The following is a 19,360-nucleotide window of genomic DNA, read 5'->3' on the forward strand; positions in this document are numbered from 1 at the left end:
CAGCCTACGGCGTACCGGCCGCGGCGGCATCCGAACCGCCACCGATGAACTGGCCGGTCTCACAACCGGCTCCGCCGACCTGGTACACCCCGTCGACACCCAGCCGGGCGTCCTCGGACAGCAGCATCTCGGCTTCCAGACCGCGGACCTGCGCGGCAGGCGTACCGTCGCCGCCGAGCCGCCGGTCGCCCGGCCGCTCGTAGAGCGCGGCGCCACCGCACATCGCCTCGACGATGCGCTGCCGGCCGGCCAACTGCCGTTCCTGCGCCCGGCGCTGGTATTCGTCGCGCCTGCCCGGTTCGATCGCCTGGACGAACGCCTCGGGGTGCACCACCGCGAGCAGGCCGGAGACATGCCCGAAGCCGAGCGAGGTCACCAGGCCCGCCTTCAGCGGCAACCGGTCGCCGAAGCGCAGTGCCTCGCGCACCCAGACCAGATGCGGGTACTCGCGCATCTTGTCGTCCACGCAGTCGAGACTGCGGTTGGGCGGCACCACACCGTTTTCCAGCACCTGGCACAGGCCGATGAGCTGGAAGGCTGCGGCACCACCCTTGGCATGACCCGTGAGGCTCTTCTGCGAGACGACGAACAGCGGTGCGCCGGTGGACCGGCCGATGGCCGCGGCCAGGCGCTCGTGCAGTTCGGACTCGTTCGGATCGTTGGCCGCGGTGGAGGTGTCGTGTTTGGAGATCACCGCGATGTCATCCCCGCCGACCCCGAGTTTGCGCAGTTCCGCGGCGAACCGGGATTCCCGGCCGCCCCGGCCCGCGCCCAGCGCGCCGAGACCGGGCGCCGGGATCGAGGTGTGCACGCCGTCGGCATAGGACTGCGCGTAGGCCACCACACCGAGCACCGGGAGACCGAGTTCGAGCGCGATATCACCGCGGGCCAGCAGTACGGTGCCACCGCCCTGCGATTCGACGAATCCGCCGCGGCGGCGGTCGTTGGCCCGGGAGAAGTAGCGGTCGCTGATGCCCTTGGCGCTCATGGCCGCCGAATCCGCGGTCGCGGACATATCGCCGAACCCGACGATGCCCTCGATACCCAGATCGTCGAAACCACCGGCCACGACAACCTCGGCCTTGCCGAGCTTGATCTTGTCGACGCCTTCCTCCACGGAGACCGCCGCGGTGGCGCAGGCGGCCACCGGATGCACCATGGCGCCGTAGCTACCGACGTAGGACTGCACCACATGCGCCAGCGCCACATTCGGCAGGGCTTCCTGCAGGATATCGTTCGGCCGCGATTCGCCGAGCAGATTGTCGACGTAGAGCGAGCGCATCGACGACATACCGCCCATACCCGTGCCCTGCGTGTTGGCCACCAGGCTCGGGTGCACCCAGCTCATCAGCTCGGTGGGACTGAAACCGGAACCGACGAAAGCATCGACGGTGCAGGCGATATTCCACAGCGCGACCCGGTCGATCGAGGACGCCATATCGGCGGAGATTCCCCATACCGTGGGATCCCAGCCGGTCGGGATCTGGCCGCCGACGGTCCGCGACAGTTTCGCGCGCCGCGGTACCCGGATCTCGGTACCGGCCTTACGGGTCACCGTCCAGTCGCCGGAATCGGCGACCGGGGTGATGACCGTATGCTCCGGATCCGCCGCGTGGAAGGCCCGGGCCTCGACTTCGCCGCCGACGGTGAACGACAGGTCCTGGTCGAGGAAGACCGAGGTCATCAGCGGGCTGCTGTTGTCGACCATGGCCGCATCGTCCGCGTAGCGCCGGATACCGCAGCGTTCCACCACGGTGTCGTGATAGCGCTCGGCCAGTTCGGATTCGGGAACGTAGTCGCCGGATTCAGCGTCGTACCAGCCCGGTTTCGGATCGTTCTCCCAGGTCACCAGGCCGGTCGTCCAAGCGAGTTCCAGGACGCCCGCGGCTGACAGTTCGTCGGCGACCTCCATCTCGAACCGGGTCCGCGCGGAACCGTACGGCCCGAGTTCACCGGCACCGACGATCACCACCATATCGGTGAGATCGGCGGTCACCTTGCCCCATTCGGGGACAGGGAGCGCCGAGGACATGGTCGGCGGGGCCGGCAGCGCGGCGATCCGCTCCACATCCGTTTCGTCGGCAGGCTCGGACACCTCGGCATCCGCCGCTTCCTGCGCCTGTTTCGCCAACTCGGGCAGATCGAGTTCCGCCTCGGCCAGCCCGCCCGTCAGGTCGACCTGTTGCGGACCCGAAGCGGTGACCTCACGTGCCTGCTCGGTCGCCCAGTTCAGCAGCTCACCGGCGATCTCACCGGTGGACCAGGTCTTCACACCGGCCGCCTCCACGGCGTCCACCATGGGATCGTTATGCCCCATCAGTCCGGTACCGCGGACCCAGCCGATCAGCGCGTGCACCATGGTGACCCGAGCCGACCACGACTTCTCGGCCCGCCATTTGGCGACCACAGCGTCCAGCGCGGCCTTGGCCTCGCCGTACGCGCCGTCACCGCCGAACAGGCCGCGGTTCGGCGAACCGGGCAGCACCACATGCAGTTTCGCGTCGACATCGTGATCGGCGCCCAGTTTGGACAGCCCGCCGATCAGCCGCTCGACCGACCACAGCAGGACCCGCATCTCCATTTCGGCGCGAGCGCCGGCATCGGAGAGGTCACCGGCCACCCGCGGCGCCGCGAAGGGCAGCAACAGGGTCGGCGTGAACGCGTCCTTGGTTTTGACCTTGGCGCCGCCGGCATTGTCGACCTGTTCGGTGCCGATCCAGTCGATCAGCGCGTCGATATCGGTGTAGGAGGCCATATTCGCCGGGACCACCCACAGCGCGCCACCCTGGCGGGCGTTCGCGCGGTAGAGGTCGCGGTAGAAACCGAGCCGGGAGTCGTCCAGTCGCGAGGTTGTGACGACCACGGTCGCACCACCGGAGAGCAGCCGCCCGGCCACCGCCGCGGCGATGGAACCCTTGCTGGCGCCGGTCACCACGGCGATCTCACCGGTCCATTCGCCCGCGTCCGCGCTGTCCCGCGCGGCCTCGGCGATCCGTTCGTAGTGTCCGGCCAGGACCGAACGCGCCTCGTGCACGGCCCGCTGCCGCCACCAGTCGGCCTGCGCGGCAACGGCTTCACCCGCACCGCGGAAACCGTCCACCGGCAGCTGCGCCGATTCGGCGTCACCACCCAGCCACAACCGGGCCAGATCCTCACGCGCACTGGCCCACCGGTCGTCGATGAGCACCGCTTTGCGGGCATCGAAGGCCGGTGCGACGAGCCGCGGCCAATCCGACCCGAGTTCTGCCGAGACCAGATCGACCAGGTTGTCCTCGGCGGCCTCCGGCGCGCTGACCTGGTCGCTCAGGCCGAGCTGTTCCAGCACCAGGCGCGCGGCCGAGGCCAGCACACCGTCCTTGCCGGTGATCTGTTCGGTGAACTCGCCGAGAGCGGCGGCGTCGACGGTGCCGCCACCGGATCCACCGGCGCTGGGCAGCGAGACCGATACGCCGCGCCGTGCCGCGACCGCCTGGACGGCGGCGTCGATGGCGGCGTCCACGGATGCGCCGTCACCGAGTGCGCCGGAAACCAGCCCACCCAGATCGCCGCCGCGCACGCTGGCGCCTTCGCGGGTGCCGAGCGAGACCTCGGCGGTGATATGGCTGGCCCAGCCGTCACCGAGTTCCCAGACCTTCTTCACCCGTTCGGCGATCGCGGCCGGCCGTTTCCCGGACGGTCCGAACACCTTGCGGAGGTGGTCGTTGATGGCGTCACTGAGCACCGACCCGAACGGCTTGTACGTACGGGCCAGGCGTTCCACTGTCGCCGAGAGGGCGCCCATATCGGCGTCGGCCGCGCCGTCGATCGCACCGAGCGACAGTTCCGACCCGAGGTCGACCAGCAGTTGGTTGCGGCGTGAGGACACACCGTCGCACAGGCCCTCGATGGTATCCACCGGGCCGATCTGGTCGATGCGGAGTTTGGTCCACAGCGCGATCAGGACCCTGGTCGCGTCCGCGGCGGTGAAGGCGATATCGTCCGGCCGCGGACCGCCGGTGGCCGCCGCCGGGGCGGCAGCGGGCGCGGCGGCCGGGGCAGCAGCCGCGGCAGGCGCCTCGGCGACTTCTTCGACCGGTTCCTCGACGGGAGCCGGATCGGTATCGGTCGAGTAGACGACCGCCGCCTCACGCTCGATATTGAGGACTTCCACGGTGGCGGTGGCGAAATCGGACAGTTTGAGGGTCTGGCTCGCCAGGTTCGCCACGGTCGGCGTGGCCCCCAGCCCGACCTCCACGAACCGTTCCACACCGAGCTCACCGAACAGCAGATCCTGGGTTTCGATCCACCGCACCGGGCTGGCGAACTGCCAGGCCAGCAGCTCGATCAGGACGACCCGGCACAGTTCACTCGGCCGCTGCGACCAGGAATCGAAATCGGCGAGAACGCCGGCCAGCGGCTCCGAGGGCACCAGATCGGCGATTTCGGCGATGAACTCACGATCCAGCGAGAACGGCCGGGGCACCAGGTTCGGGATATAGCGACCGACCAGCACCTCGGGACGCAATTCATCCGGCAGCAGCTGTTCGAGCTTGCCGCGGAATTCCGGCACACCCTTGCGCAGCACGGTCGAATGGAACGGCACATCGATACCGGGAACCAGGATGAAGGCCCGCTTACCACCGAATTCCTCCCGGCGCCGGTCGATCTCGGCTTCCAGCGCCTCCAGGCCGGCGACCGTGCCCGCGATCGCGTACTGGGCACCGCGCAGGTTCAGGTTCACCACCTCGAGGAATTCCCCGGCCTGCTCACCGACGCCCGCGACGAAGCCGATCACCTCGTCGTCGGGCAGACCGATCTGCGAAGGCCGGATGGCCGCCATCCGATAGTCGCTGCGGCCCTGCGCGTCCCGCGGGACCAGTTCGTGCATGGCCGAACCGCGCTGGAACACGACCTCCAGCACCGCCTCGAGCGGCAGCACACCGGCGACCGCGGCGAGCGCGTTGTACTCCCCCACCGAATGCCCGGCCAGCAGCGAACCCTCGACGAAGGCACCGGCTTCGCGCAGCTCCGCGACCTGTGCCACTCCGAGGGTCGCCATGGCGACCTGGGTGAACTGGGTGAGATGCAGCACCCCGTCCGGGTGCCGGTGCTCGACCCCGCGTGCCTTCAGATAGGTCGGGTTGTCCCGCACCACAGCCAGGATCGAGAAGCCCAGTGCCTCCCGCGTGTGCTTATCGGCACGATCCCAGATCGCCTTCGCGGCCTTGGACCGGGTCCGGGCGTCCAGCCCCATCCCCTTGTTCTGAATGCCCTGGCCCGGGAACGCGTAGACGGTCTTCGGCGCGGCGGTGCGGCCGGTGGCCGTCATCACCAGATCCCCGCCGGCCCGGCAGGACACCTCGACGATCTCGTCCCCGGCGTCGACGGCGACCCGCTCGACCCGGACGTCGATCTCCGCACCCGGGCGCACCATGCCGAGGAATCGTGTGGTCCACGCGGTCAGAGTGCGCGCCGGAACCGATGCCTGCGGGTCGACCGCGGATACCGCATGCTGTGCGGCCGCCGACAGCCACATACCGTGCACGATCGGGCTGCCGAGCCCGGCCAGTTTCGCGGCCGCGTCGCTGGTGTGGATCGGGTTGTGGTCACCGGAGACCGAGGCGAACGCGGCCATACTGCGCGGCGCGACCATCGCGACATCCCGGCGGCGGCGCCGCGGCGTCTCGGTGGCATCCGCGCTCACGGTGCCCGCCGCCCGCGGCGGGTCGGTCAGTTCTGCCGCACCGGTGCGGCCGCGGATGGCGAACCGCTCCGCGAGCCGGGCCAGCGGGACGACGTCGAGTCCCTGATCACGCATCTCACCGACGGTGACACTCACCTCGACGACCCGGCCCAGCTCGGTATCGACCACCGTTTCGGATTCCGCCCGCACCACGAGAATGCTTGTGACATCGGGGAGTTCCCGCAGCAGCTCGATCCGGTGGTCGAGATGCACCAGGTCCAGCATGCCTTCGATCACGCTCGTATCGACATCTGTCCGCGATGCGCCGAGCACCGCGAACACCGCCGGCCAGCACGCGCCCACCAGCACATCCGGCACCGTGCGACCCAGGGTGCTCAGGTTCGCCGGCAATCCGGCCCCGGTGACCCCGGCATGATCGGCGATCAGATCCGGCGTCCAGGCCAGATTGACATGCGCGATATTGCCTTTCACCTCGGGCAGCGCCTGCCCGGCCGCGACGCCCAGCAGCGCCGACATGGCGGCATCGGCATCGGCCTCGGTCACCACCGGCGCGCCGCCGTTGTACACCGATACCGGCACCGTGATCCGGATCCGCACACTGTGCGCGCCGGACAGCGGCACGGCGAGTTCCACATACGAGTGTTCGGCCTCGGGGCCCTCGGTCTCGACGAGGGTGGCTCCGGTGGGCGGATGTACCGCACCCTTTTCGTCCACAGTCCATTCGGGCAGATCACCGAGCCGGTGCACCGGGTTGACCGTCGCCCGGCCCGACCAGTGCACGTCCGGCGCGGAAAGCACCACATCGATCGGACCGCTGGTCACCGCGGCCACCCGGCGCGCGTCGACCGCCGCCGGTACGACACCGTCGCGCACCAGCGCGTAGGCGGCGTCCTGCTCGAACCGGTCCAGCAGTTCACCCACCGGTTCGTCGACCCGGGTGATCCCGGCGACCGAGACGGTGCCCGGGATCACGCACACCTGATCGGCCGAGTACCGCGGATCGTGGGCCTGCCACAGGGAATCCGAACGCCACCAGCGCCGTACGTCCTGGTCCACCACCGGGACGAAGTTCACAGGTTTACCTGGTGTCTTGCACAGCGTGACGAAGAACGGGACGTCGGCCGGGTGCAGCAGGGTCTGCTCGGCTGCCGGGTACTGCTCGCGCAGGATGGCGAGCGCCGCGGCGGGATGCTCCAGATCCTCGTCCCGGAAAAGCGAATCGATCTCGCCGCGATCGGCCGGCGCGAGCCGGGCCTCGGCCCGGTGCAGCATTTCGGCGAAGCGGTCCCGCCAGCTGATGTCCAGCCACACCGAGCGAGTCGAATCGGCGATGGCCTCACCGAGATCGGTACCGCAATCGAAATCAGGACGTCCCGCCTGTCCGACCGCGAGCTCCACATAGCGCTCGAGCCAGGCGAGGTAGGTCATGGACACCACATCACCGAAATACGGTTTGGCGGTGGCGTTCAGCGCGGTGATGATCTCGTCGCGGCGCTGTGCCACCGCGTCCGCGTCACCGGCGACCTCGTCCAGCAGCCGGCCGGTCCGCGATGCCGCGTTATCGATCTCGTGGATATCGGCACCGAGCTGGCTGCGACCCGAAGCCATACCGCCACTGGCGGTTCCGGCGCCCACCCAGTCCGGGGTTCCCGGGGTGTCCACCAGCAGCTGCTTCACCTCGGGCGCGGTGGTCGCCTCCAGTGCCGCCATCGCCGCGGTCCCGACGAGCACACCGTCCAGCGGCATGGCCGGGTATCCGTGCACCGCCGACCAGGCACCGGTCAGATACTCGGTGGCGCGTTCCGGGGTCCCGATCCCGCCGCCGACGCAGACCACGACGTTCCCGTGGGTGCGCAGTTCGGCATAGGTCTCGAGCAGCAGATCGTCCAGGTCCTCCCAGGAGTGGTGCCCGCCGGCCTTACCGCCCTCGATATGCATGATCACCGGGTAGTCCGGCACCTCGCCCGCGATCCGCAGCACCGAGCGGATCTGCGCGACGGTGCCCGGTTTGAACGCGACGTGGCTGATCCCCACCTCGGTCAGTTCTTCGATCAGCGCGACGGCTTCCTCGAGCTCCGGGATACCGGCGGTGACGATCACACCGTCGAACGGAGCGCCCGCCGCGCGTGCCTTCTGAACCAGCCGCTTCCCGCCCAGCTGCAGTTTCCACAGGTAGGGGTCGAGGAACAGCGAATTGAACTGCACCTGCCGCCCCGGATGCAGCAGTTCCTTCAGCTCGTCCACCCGGTCAGCGAAGATCTGCTCGGTCACCTGGCCGCCACCGGCCAGTTCCGCCCAGTGGCCCGCGTTGGCGGCCGCCGCGACGATCTTCGCGTCGACCGTGGTCGGGGTCATTCCCGCCAGCAGGACGGGCGAACGTCCGGTCAGCCGGGTGAACGCGGTCTCGACCACGATCCGCCCGTTCGGCAACCGCACCGGCCGCGGCGCGAACGCCGACCACGGCCGCGCCACCTCCGGCGCCGCGCCCGGGGTGAGCAGATTGCGCTGACCGGTCCGGGTGGCCGCAGCGACAATGCCGACCCCGCGGCCCTTGAGGGAGCCACCGGTCACCCGGGACAGCAGGTCACCGGGGCCGAGGTCGAGAATCCATTCCGCACCGGCGGTCACCGTCTCGTCGACGGTCGCCACCCAGTCCACGGGTTCGACCAGGATGTCACGCGCCAGCCGGCCGGCGAGTTCGGTATCGAGCCCGCATTGCCCGGCCCATCCCGCGACCAGGTCCACGGTGTCGCCCAGTGCCGGGTGGTGGAAGGCCACATCCACGTCCAGATCCTCGAACACCGGCGCGAACACCGCGCCACCGCGCTGTTTGGCGGCCCGCTCGCGGTCCTGCTCGTCGTGCAACTGCTCGCACCGCTGCTGTACCCGCAGCAGCGCGTCCGGGGTGCCGGAGAGCACCACCCGACGCCTGCCGTTCCGGATCGACAGCACGGCCGCCGCCAGCGGATCGACACCTTCGAAGACTTCGGCGAGGACCGCACGCAACTGGTCTGGGTCGATATTGGACACCGCGACCATCGACGAGCGCTCACCCACCGGCATCAGCCCGCGCCGGCGCGCGACCAGCCCGGCTGCCGCGCCGACGAGCTGCCCGATGGCCAGCGTCTCGGCGTCGCGCTGCCCTTCGGCCGCAACCGCGGTCGCGGCCAGTAGCCCCTGCGAATGCCCGACAACCGCGACCGGTGCGAACTCGGCGGGATCCAGCCCCTGCAGCCGCAGTGCCCGCAACGCGGCGAGCTGGCTCAGCAGCACACCCGGCATGGACACCGCCGCCGAACGCAGCACGCGCTCCGACGGCGCGTCCGATATCTCCGCGTCGTCTTCGGCGAGGTCGTCCTCCAACATCCAGCCCACCGGATCGAAACCCACGGGACGCACTGTCAGCAGCTGATCGGCCACCGGTTCCAGCAGCGCGGCCGCCTCGTTGACCAGCGCGGTCAACTCCGGTTCCAGCGCCGCGTCACGGGCGATCTCGGACAGTTCCCCGAGCCAGCTGGCCCCCTGCCCGCCGAATGCCAGCGCGTACGGGGTCCCGGCACGCAGCCGGTCCAGCAGCGTTGTTCGATTCGTCTCGGAGACAGTCCGGCCGGCGCTCGCGTCCACCTGGTATCCGGGACCGGACGCGGTGCTCTCGTTAATCGTCAAGACGCTTCGACTTTCTCTCGTGGCGATATGTCTGCGGAGACTTCCCCGGCTCCCGGCCCGCGCGCGGGACATCCCACACTCGTCGGCCTGATACCGGCGAGAATGGCACAGAATCATGAGGAAATCCTCACGTTTGCCGCCCGACGCGCCGACTACCCGCCGGTATTCATGCACTCACGTACCAGAATCGTCCGAAACATGACCCTCCCTCATGTTTGAACCCGCTGGTGAGGACGCGTCCTTACCGGGTCGAAACATGAGTCTCCCTCATATTGAAAGTTGCCGAATCGTTATAATCCCAGGTGGGGTTACCGGTCAGTACGAAACCCCGGACCACGTCTTCGCGATCACGCCACGGCCCGGTAGAGTTTGGACGGTCGTACCATCCAGCGCGAGTGGCGAAATTGGCAGACGCGCCAGATTTAGGTTCTGGTGTCCACGGACGTGGGGGTTCAAGTCCCCCCTCGCGCACAAATACCCAGCAAATTTGCTGGGTCCTCCCACTGGCCCAACTGGTTCACAGTTCCGTACCCGTCACGCGGTCCATCGCACAGCCGACGGCGATGTCGTCTATTGCGGCTGCGCTCGCATCCGGGCCTCTCCCCCGGCGAACCGCTACCCGCAACGCTGAACAACTACGGGCTCGAGTTCACCGTCGAGCCCAGTACGGTCGGGGCGGCCTCCTCCGCCCCGGCACCGGGCTGACTCGCCCCCGATCACTCCTCGTCCGTCTCGATCGAGCGAAGCGGTGTCGTGGCCGGGCCCTCCAGCACAGCGCCGTCGATATCGAAGCGCGACCCGTGACACGGGCAGTCCCAGCTGGTTTCGGCATCATTGAACGCGACCAGGCAACCGAGATGGGTGCAGACAGCCGACACGGCATGCAGGCGACCCGCTCTGTCCCGATAGACCGCACTGCGCCGGCCCGATTTGCGCATCACGGCGCCACTGCCCGGCGCGAGATCCTCGGCGGAATCGACGAAGGAGCCCGGCGCGAGGCGGTCACCGATGAGGTGGCGACCGACCTCCAGTCCGGATTTCAGCAGACTGCCGGCCTCGACGCCCGGATGTAGCCGGCGCGGATCGTAGATCCGCGCCCAGGGCAGCGGATCGCCGGCCAGTTCGGCGGCCAGGAGACGGCCGCCCATGATTCCGTGGGACATACCCCAGCCGCCGAATCCGGTCGATACATAGACATGCCGGGCGCCCGGATGAAAACGGCCGATAAACGGCAGATCGTCGGAGGTCGTATTGTCCTGCGCGCCCCAGTGGTAGTCGATCGAGTCCACCGGGAAGTGATCCCGCGCCCAGGCAGCGAGCCGGTCGAACCGGTCCACCGTCGAAACAGTGCCGGGCCGCATATGTTCGCCGGTGACGATGAGCAGTCTGCGCCCGTCGCCATAAGGGGCGGTACGCACAGAACGGGTGTTCTGCTCCGGGGTGATGTACATACCGGCGGGGTCGGCATCGGGACTCAGCGGGCCCGCGACGGCCAGTTCGCGACGCGGTTGCAGCCGGGTGAACAGCAGTGCCCGGTCGAAAACCGGATAGTGCGTGGCGATCACCACGTCGCGAGCGCGGACGGTGTGGCCGTGTTCGGTGGACAACCGGCAGGGGGCACCCTCGTCCAGGCCGAGCACCCGGGTGCGTTCCAAGATCCGGCCGCCGCGCCGGATCAGGTCCTCGGCCAATCCGAGCAGGTAACGCCGCGGATGGAACTGCACCTGATCCGCCACCCGGATCGCGGCCGCCACCGGGAACGGCAGGCCGGTCTCGGTGACCAGGGAGGCCGGGAGCCCCGCCTTCGCCGCGGCGTCGACCTCGGCGCGAATCCGGCCGGCCTCCTCACCCACAGTTACGTATGTGTATGCCGGAGCCCGCTCCAGTTCGCAGTCGATGCCCAGTTCCGCGGCGGTGTGCACCAGATGCTCCACGGCATCCTGCTGGGAGCGGGCGTAAAGCCGGGCCGTCTCCGCATCGAACGACGACTCGAGCGTGTCGTAGACCAGCGTGTGCTGCGCACTGACCTTCGCGGTGGTGTAGCCGGTGGTGCCGCTGACGATCCGGTCCGCCTCGAGCACGGTCACCGACCGGCCGGTGCGGGCGATCTCCCACGCACTGCAGAGCCCCGCCACTCCGCCGCCGATCACGGCCACATCGGTCTCGATATCGTCGTCCAGGCACGGATACGATGTCCGCCCGGTCGAATCCATCCAATAGGATTCGGCCACTCCGGTCGCTGAATTCATGGCGCCCGCACACCCCCGACCGGACGATCGAACCCGCTCGCGTGTTCCGGCCTCAACCCGCCTGTCGACGGACCGGAGCCCCAGCGCGGCCTGTAGCTATGCCATGTCACGGCCTTCATCGCATACCTCTCATCTGTCCCGCAAGCCACTGCGGCGCGAGGTGCCCGGGAATCTATTCGTTAAACGCTGATCCCGTGTTCGTTCCGGCGACCCGTCGACTGGGCGCGCAGCCCGGTCCGGCGGACCTCCGTATGCCGGCACAAGTCCCGCCACGGCCGGTCACAGCCCGCAACTCGCCATCGCCTATCCGATGACGGCGATCAACAACCCCACCGCCACGATGGCGACCACGACGACAAGCAGGACGGTCAGGACGATCGCCGAGATCCCGGTGGGCGGAAAGCGACTGCTGGTTCGCGGTTCAGGTGCGGACAGGCCGCTGGTCTGCGGGGTTTCCGGTGGCGTGGCACCGGGTGTCACGCCACCACCGGGTTCCAGGTCGGGATCCCGGCCCGGTCCGGGCTCTATCGGACCATTGTCAGCCATCGCGTTCCACTCCCCTTCTCCTGTTGCGGGCCGCCGGCGCTACCGGTGTTGTCCTCGACGTCGGGCACGGCCACCTCCTCACTCCCCATCGGCTCCACGACGCGGTTCCCAGAAAAACTCGATCGAAACCGGCGGACAAGACCGTCGACCGTCCGCGGGTGTCCGGACCGGACACCGACGGCAACGCATATGACCTGCGTCATTTCTATCAACACCGCGAACCCGGCATTGCCGGTATCGCGGCGACAGCTTAATGTCGGCGGCGGGATTTCGACGGGAGGGCCGGCAGTAAATAGTGTGATCGCCATGTGAACACCGTGCGCAGTGCTCTGATTCGGTAATTTCCCGTCGGTGAGCAGAACGGAAGAGTGATATGACCGAGTTCGATCTGGATTTTCGGGTGCGTCCGAATGCCGACCCGAAACCGGTGGCCGGCGCGAGCAATTTTTTCATGTGCTCCAATGCCTCGTGCCCGAACGTGCCAACCTGCATGAACTGTAATCGAGGAAATTCCGCACGATGACCGGTCGATACGCATCACTACCGGTCCGGGAGGGCAAGCCGGGGCCGGACTTTCGCATCGGACAGCCGAGAGCACGGAATCGATGTAATGTGAAAGTTCTGGGAACTCAATCCGTCGACGGTAGTGATGTCGTATCGACCAGAACATTGGAATTCGTCCTCGCCATCGCCTTGGCAGGAGGCGAACGCAGGAAATCCGCGCTGATACGGGATCTATTCTCGGATTGCTCGTCGAAGTCGGCCATACCCACTCTGGCCTATCGTGCGCGGAAAATGGGAATAGATACGGAATTCGTTCCGACGCGGGCGAGTTATCGCACGACCACGGAAGTGATCGTGGATGCGGTGGAACTGCTCAGGGCGCTGCGCAGAGGCGATGTCCGGACCGCGCTCTGGCTGTACGGCGGACCGTGTCTCGCGAACAGCCGATCACCCCTCGCGGTCGAAACACGCGAACTCATCGATACGCGACTGGCACGAGCCGTCCTGGCGACCGAGGACGAGGCACTGGTCGGCTATGCGGCGAAGAAGCTGGATCGGCCCGAGCTACGGTCGGGCCGGTAGCGGACCATGCAGGTGTCCTTGGTGGTTCCAGTGGTGCCGGCGCGGCCGGAGCAGGCGGAATCAGCCGCCCGCTTGGTCGCGGAGTCGCCCGGACTGACGCGGTTGTGGCAAGGCCAGTCCTACGGCGTGGATACCGCCACGACCTTCGCGTATCTGGCGGGCCGTGGCCTGTCGACCGCGCTCGGCACCTGTGTGATGATCACGCCTCTCCAGCACCCGGTCCGGGCAGCGCTCGAAGCGCGATCGCTGGCGGTGATCAGCGGCGCTCCGGTGATGTATTGCGTCGGTCCGGGAAGCATGAGCGCACAGCGGAGATTGGCAGGAGCGCCCTACGGCGCCGCCGTATCGGTGACACGCCGATACCTGGAGGATATGCGATCGGCCCTTCGGTCGAGTGACCCCGAAGCGACACGAGCGGGGGAAGAAGGATCGTCTCCGCTCTTTCCCGTCCCGGCCCCCGAGATCCGTCTCGGGGCCGGGGTTCTGCGACCGGCGATGGCTCGAACCGCCGGACAGGTCGCCGATGTCGCCGTCACGTGGATGTGCACCGCCGAATACATCCGCGATCAGCTGAGCCCCGCGATGGAGTCGGCGGCGGCCGCGGCCGGCAGGAGCCGGCCACACCGGGTCGCCGCCGTCCATATCGCCGTCGAACGGCCGGGGCGCGACCCGTGGGTTCTCGCCAGGGTGGGCGTCGGTGGACACCTCGAACTCGAGCACTATGCCGCGACCGCTCGGCGATGCGGTGTAGCGGTCCATCCCGGAGACTCGCGGCGGACGGTGGCGTCGGCCGTGGAATCCGGTGTCTTCGTGTACGGCTCGGCGAAAGCCGTCGCGCAACAACTGCGGATCTACGCGAAGTGCGGCATAGACGAGGTCGCGCTGAATGTCGCGGCAGTCGCCGCGTGCCACGGCACAGAACAAGCATTGGACGACGTGAGAGAAATTCTGGGGGAGATCTATGCCGATACCGGACGATGAGCAGACCCTGAAAAATCGGATCGGCGAACTCGCGGCGCTCCGGTGCGCGACCGGGTCGGTGGACAGATATCCCGATGCCGCGGCGGAGTGGGGTGACCGGTCGGCGATCGCGGAACTCTGGTCGGATGAAACGCTGCGCGAGGCTGTTCTACTGGCGAGCCCCGTACTGGCCACGCAGACGGCCCGCGTACTCGGTGACGACCAGTCGGCCACGCCGCTCAAGAAGCGCAGGCGGATACACAAAGGACTGCTGAAATACGCATTGCGGTTGAGCACGCGCTGCACACCGTTCGGAACATTCGCCGGGATGACCATGCTGCCGTTCGGTACAGACGAGCCGGTGCTCGCGATCGAGCACCGGCGCCATGTGCTCGCCTCTCGAACACTGGCTCGGCGGCTGGCCCAGGATGTGCGGGCAGGCCGGGAGGCTCACCTGTTCACCAACCCCGCGGTGGTCAGTCGAGGCGATAGATATGTGATCGCGGTGATGCGTGGCAGCGACTCGACCGACGATACCGCGTCCGTGCGGGCGACCGGACCGGCCACGGTGGCAATAGAATTCGCGATACGGCCGCAGCCTCGGCACCGGATCGAGGAGCAGCTGGCACGCGCCTACCCGGATGCGCCGGCAGCGGCCGTCGATGGGCTCGTCACCCAACTGGTCGACGCGGAGGTGCTGCTCAGCACCGCCGATCCGTCCTTCTTCGACGTCGATCCACTCGACCGGGTACCGGACACCGCGCCGGGCCTGGCGGAGATCCGGCGGGCCCTGCACCGGTACCAGGTCGCGCGGGCCGATACCGCCTTCGACGAATTACAGACCCTGCTCACCGATTGTGGTCCCGGTGGCGAACTCCAGCGGGACCTGCATGTCGATATCGAGCTCACCGCGTCGGGCAGCATCCCGGACTCGGTGCGATCCGCCGCCGGAGCCGTCGTCCGCCTGCTGACCCGCACCACCCTGTCTACCGGCCAGGATCCGACTCTGGACGATTTCTGCGATGAGTTCCGGGAACGTTACGGCCATACTCTGGTACCGCTGCTCCATGTGGTCGACGAGGAACTCGGTATCGGGTTTCCGCGCAGTTACGCACAACCGGCAACAGCGCACAACAGCAGGTCCGCCGCTCGTGCGAAGCAGCGCGATCTACGCGGGCGGCTGCTGGAACGGGCGCGACGGCTCGGCACCGACACGGTGCATATCACCGACGCGGATCTCGACGACCTCCCGGAGCCGGACGGTCTCGCCAGCGGATACGACATCTTCCTCCGATTGCATCGCGGACCCTCGGGACCGGCGGCAACAGTTATCGGCGCGAACTTCCCCGGTGGGACCGCTGTCGGCCGATTCACCCCGGCCATCGCCTCGGCCGACCTGCACCTGCGACGATGCGCGGACTGGGATCTGCGCTGGTGGTCCACAGCGGCTTCCGGCGGTGACGGAATTGTCGTCGATATCGACTATGTGTGTGGCCGGGACGGCGTGAACGAAGTGGCAGCGACGGGGCAGGTCTTGCCGAGGACGTTGGTGGTCAACTCCGACCCCGGCGAGGATCCCGAACGCACACTGCGGCTCACGGATATCCACCTCGGACTCGCCGGCGACCGGGTGCGTTTGTTCCTCTCCGACGGCACACCGCTGCGCTGCCAGCAACTCAACATGGTCACTGTGGAGACGAGCGCCCGAGTCGTCCGGTTGCTGCAGGACATCTCGAACGACGGTTTCGTCCGCCCCTACTGGTCCTGGGGTGAGCTCGATACCGGGATGCATTTCTTTCCGGAGGTCCGGTACGACGGCGTCGTCATCGCCGAACGACGGTGGCGGTACCCGGATACCGCGCAGCGGACCGTACCGGCGGTCCGGGCGTGGCTGCGCGAAGCGGGCGTCGACCGGTACATCCTGATCGGTGAGTTCGACAACAGGCTGCATCTGGACACCGAGCACCCCCGGCATCTGGACCTGCTGGCCGACCAGATCACCAAGGGGCAGAACTGGTTACACGCCGGGCCGGCCCCCACCGATCTGGGCGTCGTGCGCGACGAGCACGACCGATGGCATGCGGCCGAGGTCGTCGTCACAGTGGCGAGCCCGATGCGACCGGAGAGCAGGCCCTCGGCTACCGAGCACCCGAGATTCGACCCGGCGGCCGATCCGCAACGACTGCTCGTACCGGGCGGCGACTGGACCTATCTGACGATTCGGATCGATCCGACACAATACGACCGGGTACTGACCGAGTTCGATCGAGCGCTTCCCGAGCTTCGCGGCCGATGGTATTTCGTGAGATACCGAGACGGCGGCACCGGTCAATTGCGGATACGGATCCATCGGCCCGTGACAGATCTCGGTGGCGCATTCGAATGGCTGGCCGAGGCGCGGCTTTCCGGATTGATCGGCGAATACGCCCTTCCGATGTACCACCGGGAAATCGAACGCTACGGCGGAGCCCGCAGCCACGCGATATACGAGTCGTTCTTCTGCCTGGAGACAAGCGCGATCATTCCGTTGTTGCCGGTGATATCGACCGAGCAGCGGAAGCCCGTGACGCAGCACGATCAGCTCCGTCCCGGGATCGAGCAGGCAGCGGGGATCGTCAATCGCTGGCTGACCGGCCTGGCCTGCGCTGATGAACTGATCCACGCAACGGTCGACTTGGCCGTCACCGGGTACCGGGGTGAGCTCGGAGATACCGCACACGAAATAAAGAAGAAATTGCGGGGAAGTGTGATCGCGGACAATGCGGCGTACGCCGGGACTGTGCCGGAAGCACGCGAATTCTGGGCACGGAATCACCGTGCGGCGACCCGCACGCCGGACATACTTCAGAGCGCGAGCCATATGCTGTGCAACCGCATCGGGCTGACCCGGGCGGAAGAGTTCGCGGTCATGTGGATGATCAAGGGGGAATTCGATGCCGAAGGGCGTGGACGTGTTGCCGGGTGATCGAGTAGAGGAAGATCGGCCCGGCACGATGGATTCCGAATGGGTCGATTACGGATGGGAACTGCTGGATCGGTTCCGGGACGATATCGACCGAGCGAGACATATGTCGTTCGAATGCGAGTTCGGCGGCGGACTCGAGATCTCCTGGGAGCCGATGAGCGTGGGTCACGGCGATCTCGGAATGGCCCTGGTGTTCTCCGCCGCGGATCAACTCGACGCCGACGGTGGTTGGGACACCGTCGCCATGGAACATATCCGCCGCGCCGCGGCGAGCTTCCAGGACGGTCCCGTACCCGGCGCGGGACTGTTCTCCGGCACCGGTGCGCTCGCATTCGGCCTGCGCGCCCTCTCCCGGGGCGGGACACGCTACCTACGGGCGATCGGTGACGTCGAATCGGTCCTGGAAACCCAATTGACCACCGCACTCGGCGTAACCGAACCGTACTCCGGTGCCGCCACCGACTTCTACGACGTGGTCGTCGGAATCAGCGGAGCGGTCACGTATGTCATGACCACCGATGCGCACCGGACGGCGCTGGGTGATACGGCGGAGCGGGCCGTCCGGACACTGGCCGAACTGGCTGTGGCCGAGGCCCCCGGCGGGCTGTGGACGCCCCCGGACAAGGTCAGTGAACTGGAGCGCTCGACCCGTCCCGAGCTGTGGGCCGGCTATCTCAATTGCGGTTTCGCCCACGGAATCGCGGGGGTGCTGAATGTTCTCGGCCAAGCGTGTGATCGCGGCATCGGCGGACCTGTGGTCGCCGAGGCGGCCGAACGGCTCGCCGACCTGCTGGTGCAGGTGTCGACGTACGCCAATATGGTCGACGTGCCCGCTTTTCTACCCTTGCGCAGTGATCACGACGGCGGGCCGGCGCCGACCGGCGACGGTGCCAGATACGCCTGGTGCTACGGCAATCTCGGTGCCGCCCTGCCGTTTCACAACAGCCGATTCCTCGCGGACCGGCACCCGGATATGCTCGCCGGCCTGCTGGATATTTCCGGCCGATCGCAGACGAGCCTCAGCCTGGACAACCCGAGCCTGTGCCATGGAATGGCCGGCAAACTGGCACTGGAACGAGAAATGCTGGGCGACCACACGGTGCCCGCGAACGTGAAACAGCTTCTCGCACTGAGCACCCCGGACAGAGTATTCGGCTTCGACAATGTGCAGCTCGAATCCACTGTGCTCGATTCCCCCGGTTTCATGGATGGTTCCGGCGGCGCCGCTGTGGCCCTGCTGTCGCTGGGCGCTCCGCCCGATACGCTGCATTGTCTGCGCATGTTCACCGGTCGGTGGTCGTGGTGAAGCCGATCATCGAGATCCGGCACGTCGATATCGTATTTCCCGGCGGAATCGCCGTTCTGCGAGACGTTTCGCTGGACATCCGGGCCGGTGACTGCGTAGCGGTACTCGGCAAGAACGGGTCCGGTAAGACGACGTTGTTGCGGGCGATATACGGGAACATCCTGCCGACATCGGGCCACGTTCGGGTCGCGGGGTTGGGTACACAGAAGAATCGCGGACGGATCGCCGATCTCATCGGTGTCAGCCTGTACCCGGAGCGGTCCTTCTACTACCGGCTGTCCGTCGACCAGAACCTCCGATATTTCCAGTCCTTGCGAGCACGGTGCGGACGTACCGCCACCGCCGAACGCGCTGCCCTGCTCGAACAGGTCGGCCTCGAATCCAAGGCGGATACGAGGTTCATGGAACTGTCGCTGGGACAGCGTAAACGGCTCGGCCTGGCACGCGCGATGATCACCGAACCCGCCGTGATCATTCTGGACGAGCCGTTCGCGAATCTGGACGACGAGGGCACGGCGGTCGTCGTCGACCTCGTCCAGCGGCGTCGCACAGACGGACTGACGACGGTGTTCACCACGCACGAAATGGCCGACGTGCACAGCGCTGTCAACGTGGTGGCCACGCTGGGGGCCGGGCGAGTCACGCTCGGTACAACCGCCGACGGCAACGGGGACCCCGAGCGAAAACCCACCAGGACACTGACCGTTATCGGGTCACGAAAGCTGAACTGCGATTTGACTCCGGTGTCCTCGCGGTTCCCCACCACCGTGGACGGGAAGCGAATCGAGATCGATATCCCGGTCGACCTGCCGCTGTCGTCGGCCGTCGAAATGTTCGAGGCCGCGGGCGTCGCCGTCGAGCAGGCATTCGACACACCCTGGCTGCGGTAGAGCGGAGAA

General features: G+C 67.4%; 8 protein-coding genes and 1 tRNA gene. 6 read left to right on the plus strand and 3 right to left on the minus strand.

What is annotated here, in order from left to right; all coding sequences use genetic code 11:
* Nucleotides 1-4 precede the first annotated feature (4 nt).
* Nucleotides 5-9,307: a fatty acid synthase subunit beta domain-containing protein gene (locus ABZ827_RS23055; RefSeq protein ID WP_357240385.1), complete on the minus strand. Its 9,303-nt coding sequence runs from the start codon at nt 9,305-9,307 to the stop codon at nt 5-7.
* 431 nt (nt 9,308-9,738) lie between these two features.
* On the opposite strand from ABZ827_RS23055, the gene ABZ827_RS23060 reads away from it, so the two are divergent.
* Nucleotides 9,739-9,820 (plus strand) — tRNA-Leu (locus ABZ827_RS23060).
* A gap of 245 nt (nt 9,821-10,065) precedes the next feature.
* On the opposite strand, the gene ABZ827_RS23065 is transcribed toward ABZ827_RS23060, so the two are convergent.
* Together ABZ827_RS23065 and ABZ827_RS23070 are read right to left on the minus strand one after the other, a co-directional pair.
* Nucleotides 10,066-11,598 (minus strand): FAD-dependent oxidoreductase, encoded by a 1,533-nt coding sequence (locus tag ABZ827_RS23065; RefSeq protein ID WP_357240096.1) that lies wholly within the window; start codon nt 11,596-11,598, stop codon nt 10,066-10,068.
* A gap of 303 nt (nt 11,599-11,901) precedes the next feature.
* Nucleotides 11,902-12,144: a DUF6480 family protein gene (locus tag ABZ827_RS23070; RefSeq protein ID WP_357240099.1), complete on the minus strand. Its 243-nt coding sequence runs from the start codon at nt 12,142-12,144 to the stop codon at nt 11,902-11,904.
* Nucleotides 12,145-12,939: 795 nt separating this feature from the next.
* On the opposite strand from ABZ827_RS23070, the gene ABZ827_RS23075 reads away from it, so the two are divergent.
* Genes ABZ827_RS23075 through ABZ827_RS23095 form a run of 5 tightly spaced genes read left to right on the plus strand, consistent with a single transcriptional unit; the run spans nt 12,940 to nt 19,351 of the window.
* Nucleotides 12,940-13,230, plus strand: coding sequence for a hypothetical protein (locus ABZ827_RS23075; protein ID WP_357240101.1), 291 nt, complete (start codon nt 12,940-12,942; stop codon nt 13,228-13,230).
* Between the two features lie 21 nt (nt 13,231-13,251).
* Complete coding sequence (locus ABZ827_RS23080) at nt 13,252-14,211, plus strand: LLM class flavin-dependent oxidoreductase (RefSeq protein WP_357240104.1); 960 nt, start codon at nt 13,252-13,254, stop codon at nt 14,209-14,211.
* Nucleotides 14,192-17,155: a lantibiotic dehydratase gene (locus ABZ827_RS23085; RefSeq protein WP_357240107.1), complete on the plus strand. Its 2,964-nt coding sequence runs from the start codon at nt 14,192-14,194 to the stop codon at nt 17,153-17,155. The genes ABZ827_RS23080 and ABZ827_RS23085 overlap by 20 nt, the downstream gene beginning before the upstream one ends.
* Nucleotides 17,124-18,461: a lanthionine synthetase LanC family protein gene (locus tag ABZ827_RS23090; RefSeq protein WP_357240110.1), complete on the plus strand. Its 1,338-nt coding sequence runs from the start codon at nt 17,124-17,126 to the stop codon at nt 18,459-18,461. Before ABZ827_RS23085 ends, ABZ827_RS23090 begins: the two co-directional genes overlap by 32 nt.
* Nucleotides 18,458-19,351, plus strand: coding sequence for an ABC transporter ATP-binding protein (locus tag ABZ827_RS23095; protein WP_357240113.1), 894 nt, complete (start codon nt 18,458-18,460; stop codon nt 19,349-19,351). Before ABZ827_RS23090 ends, ABZ827_RS23095 begins: the two co-directional genes overlap by 4 nt.
* Nucleotides 19,352-19,360: the final 9 nt, after the last annotated feature.

The sequence above is a fragment of the Nocardia sp. NPDC019395 genome, assembly GCF_040632335.1.
GTDB lineage: Bacteria > Actinomycetota > Actinomycetes > Mycobacteriales > Mycobacteriaceae > Nocardia.

What these genes read in the sequence shown, in the direction of transcription:
- ABZ827_RS23075 (WP_357240101.1), top strand. Translation starts at nt 12,940, where the DNA reads ATGGGAATAGATACGGAATTCGTTCCGACGCGGGCGAGTTATCGCACG.
- ABZ827_RS23085 (WP_357240107.1), top strand. Translation starts at nt 14,192, where the DNA reads ATGCCGATACCGGACGATGAGCAGACCCTGAAAAATCGGATCGGCGAA.
- ABZ827_RS23065 (WP_357240096.1), bottom strand. Translation starts at nt 11,598, where the DNA reads ATGAATTCAGCGACCGGAGTGGCCGAATCCTATTGGATGGATTCGACC.
- ABZ827_RS23070 (WP_357240099.1), bottom strand. Translation starts at nt 12,144, where the DNA reads ATGGCTGACAATGGTCCGATAGAGCCCGGACCGGGCCGGGATCCCGAC.
- ABZ827_RS23090 (WP_357240110.1), top strand. Translation starts at nt 17,124, where the DNA reads ATGCCGAAGGGCGTGGACGTGTTGCCGGGTGATCGAGTAGAGGAAGAT.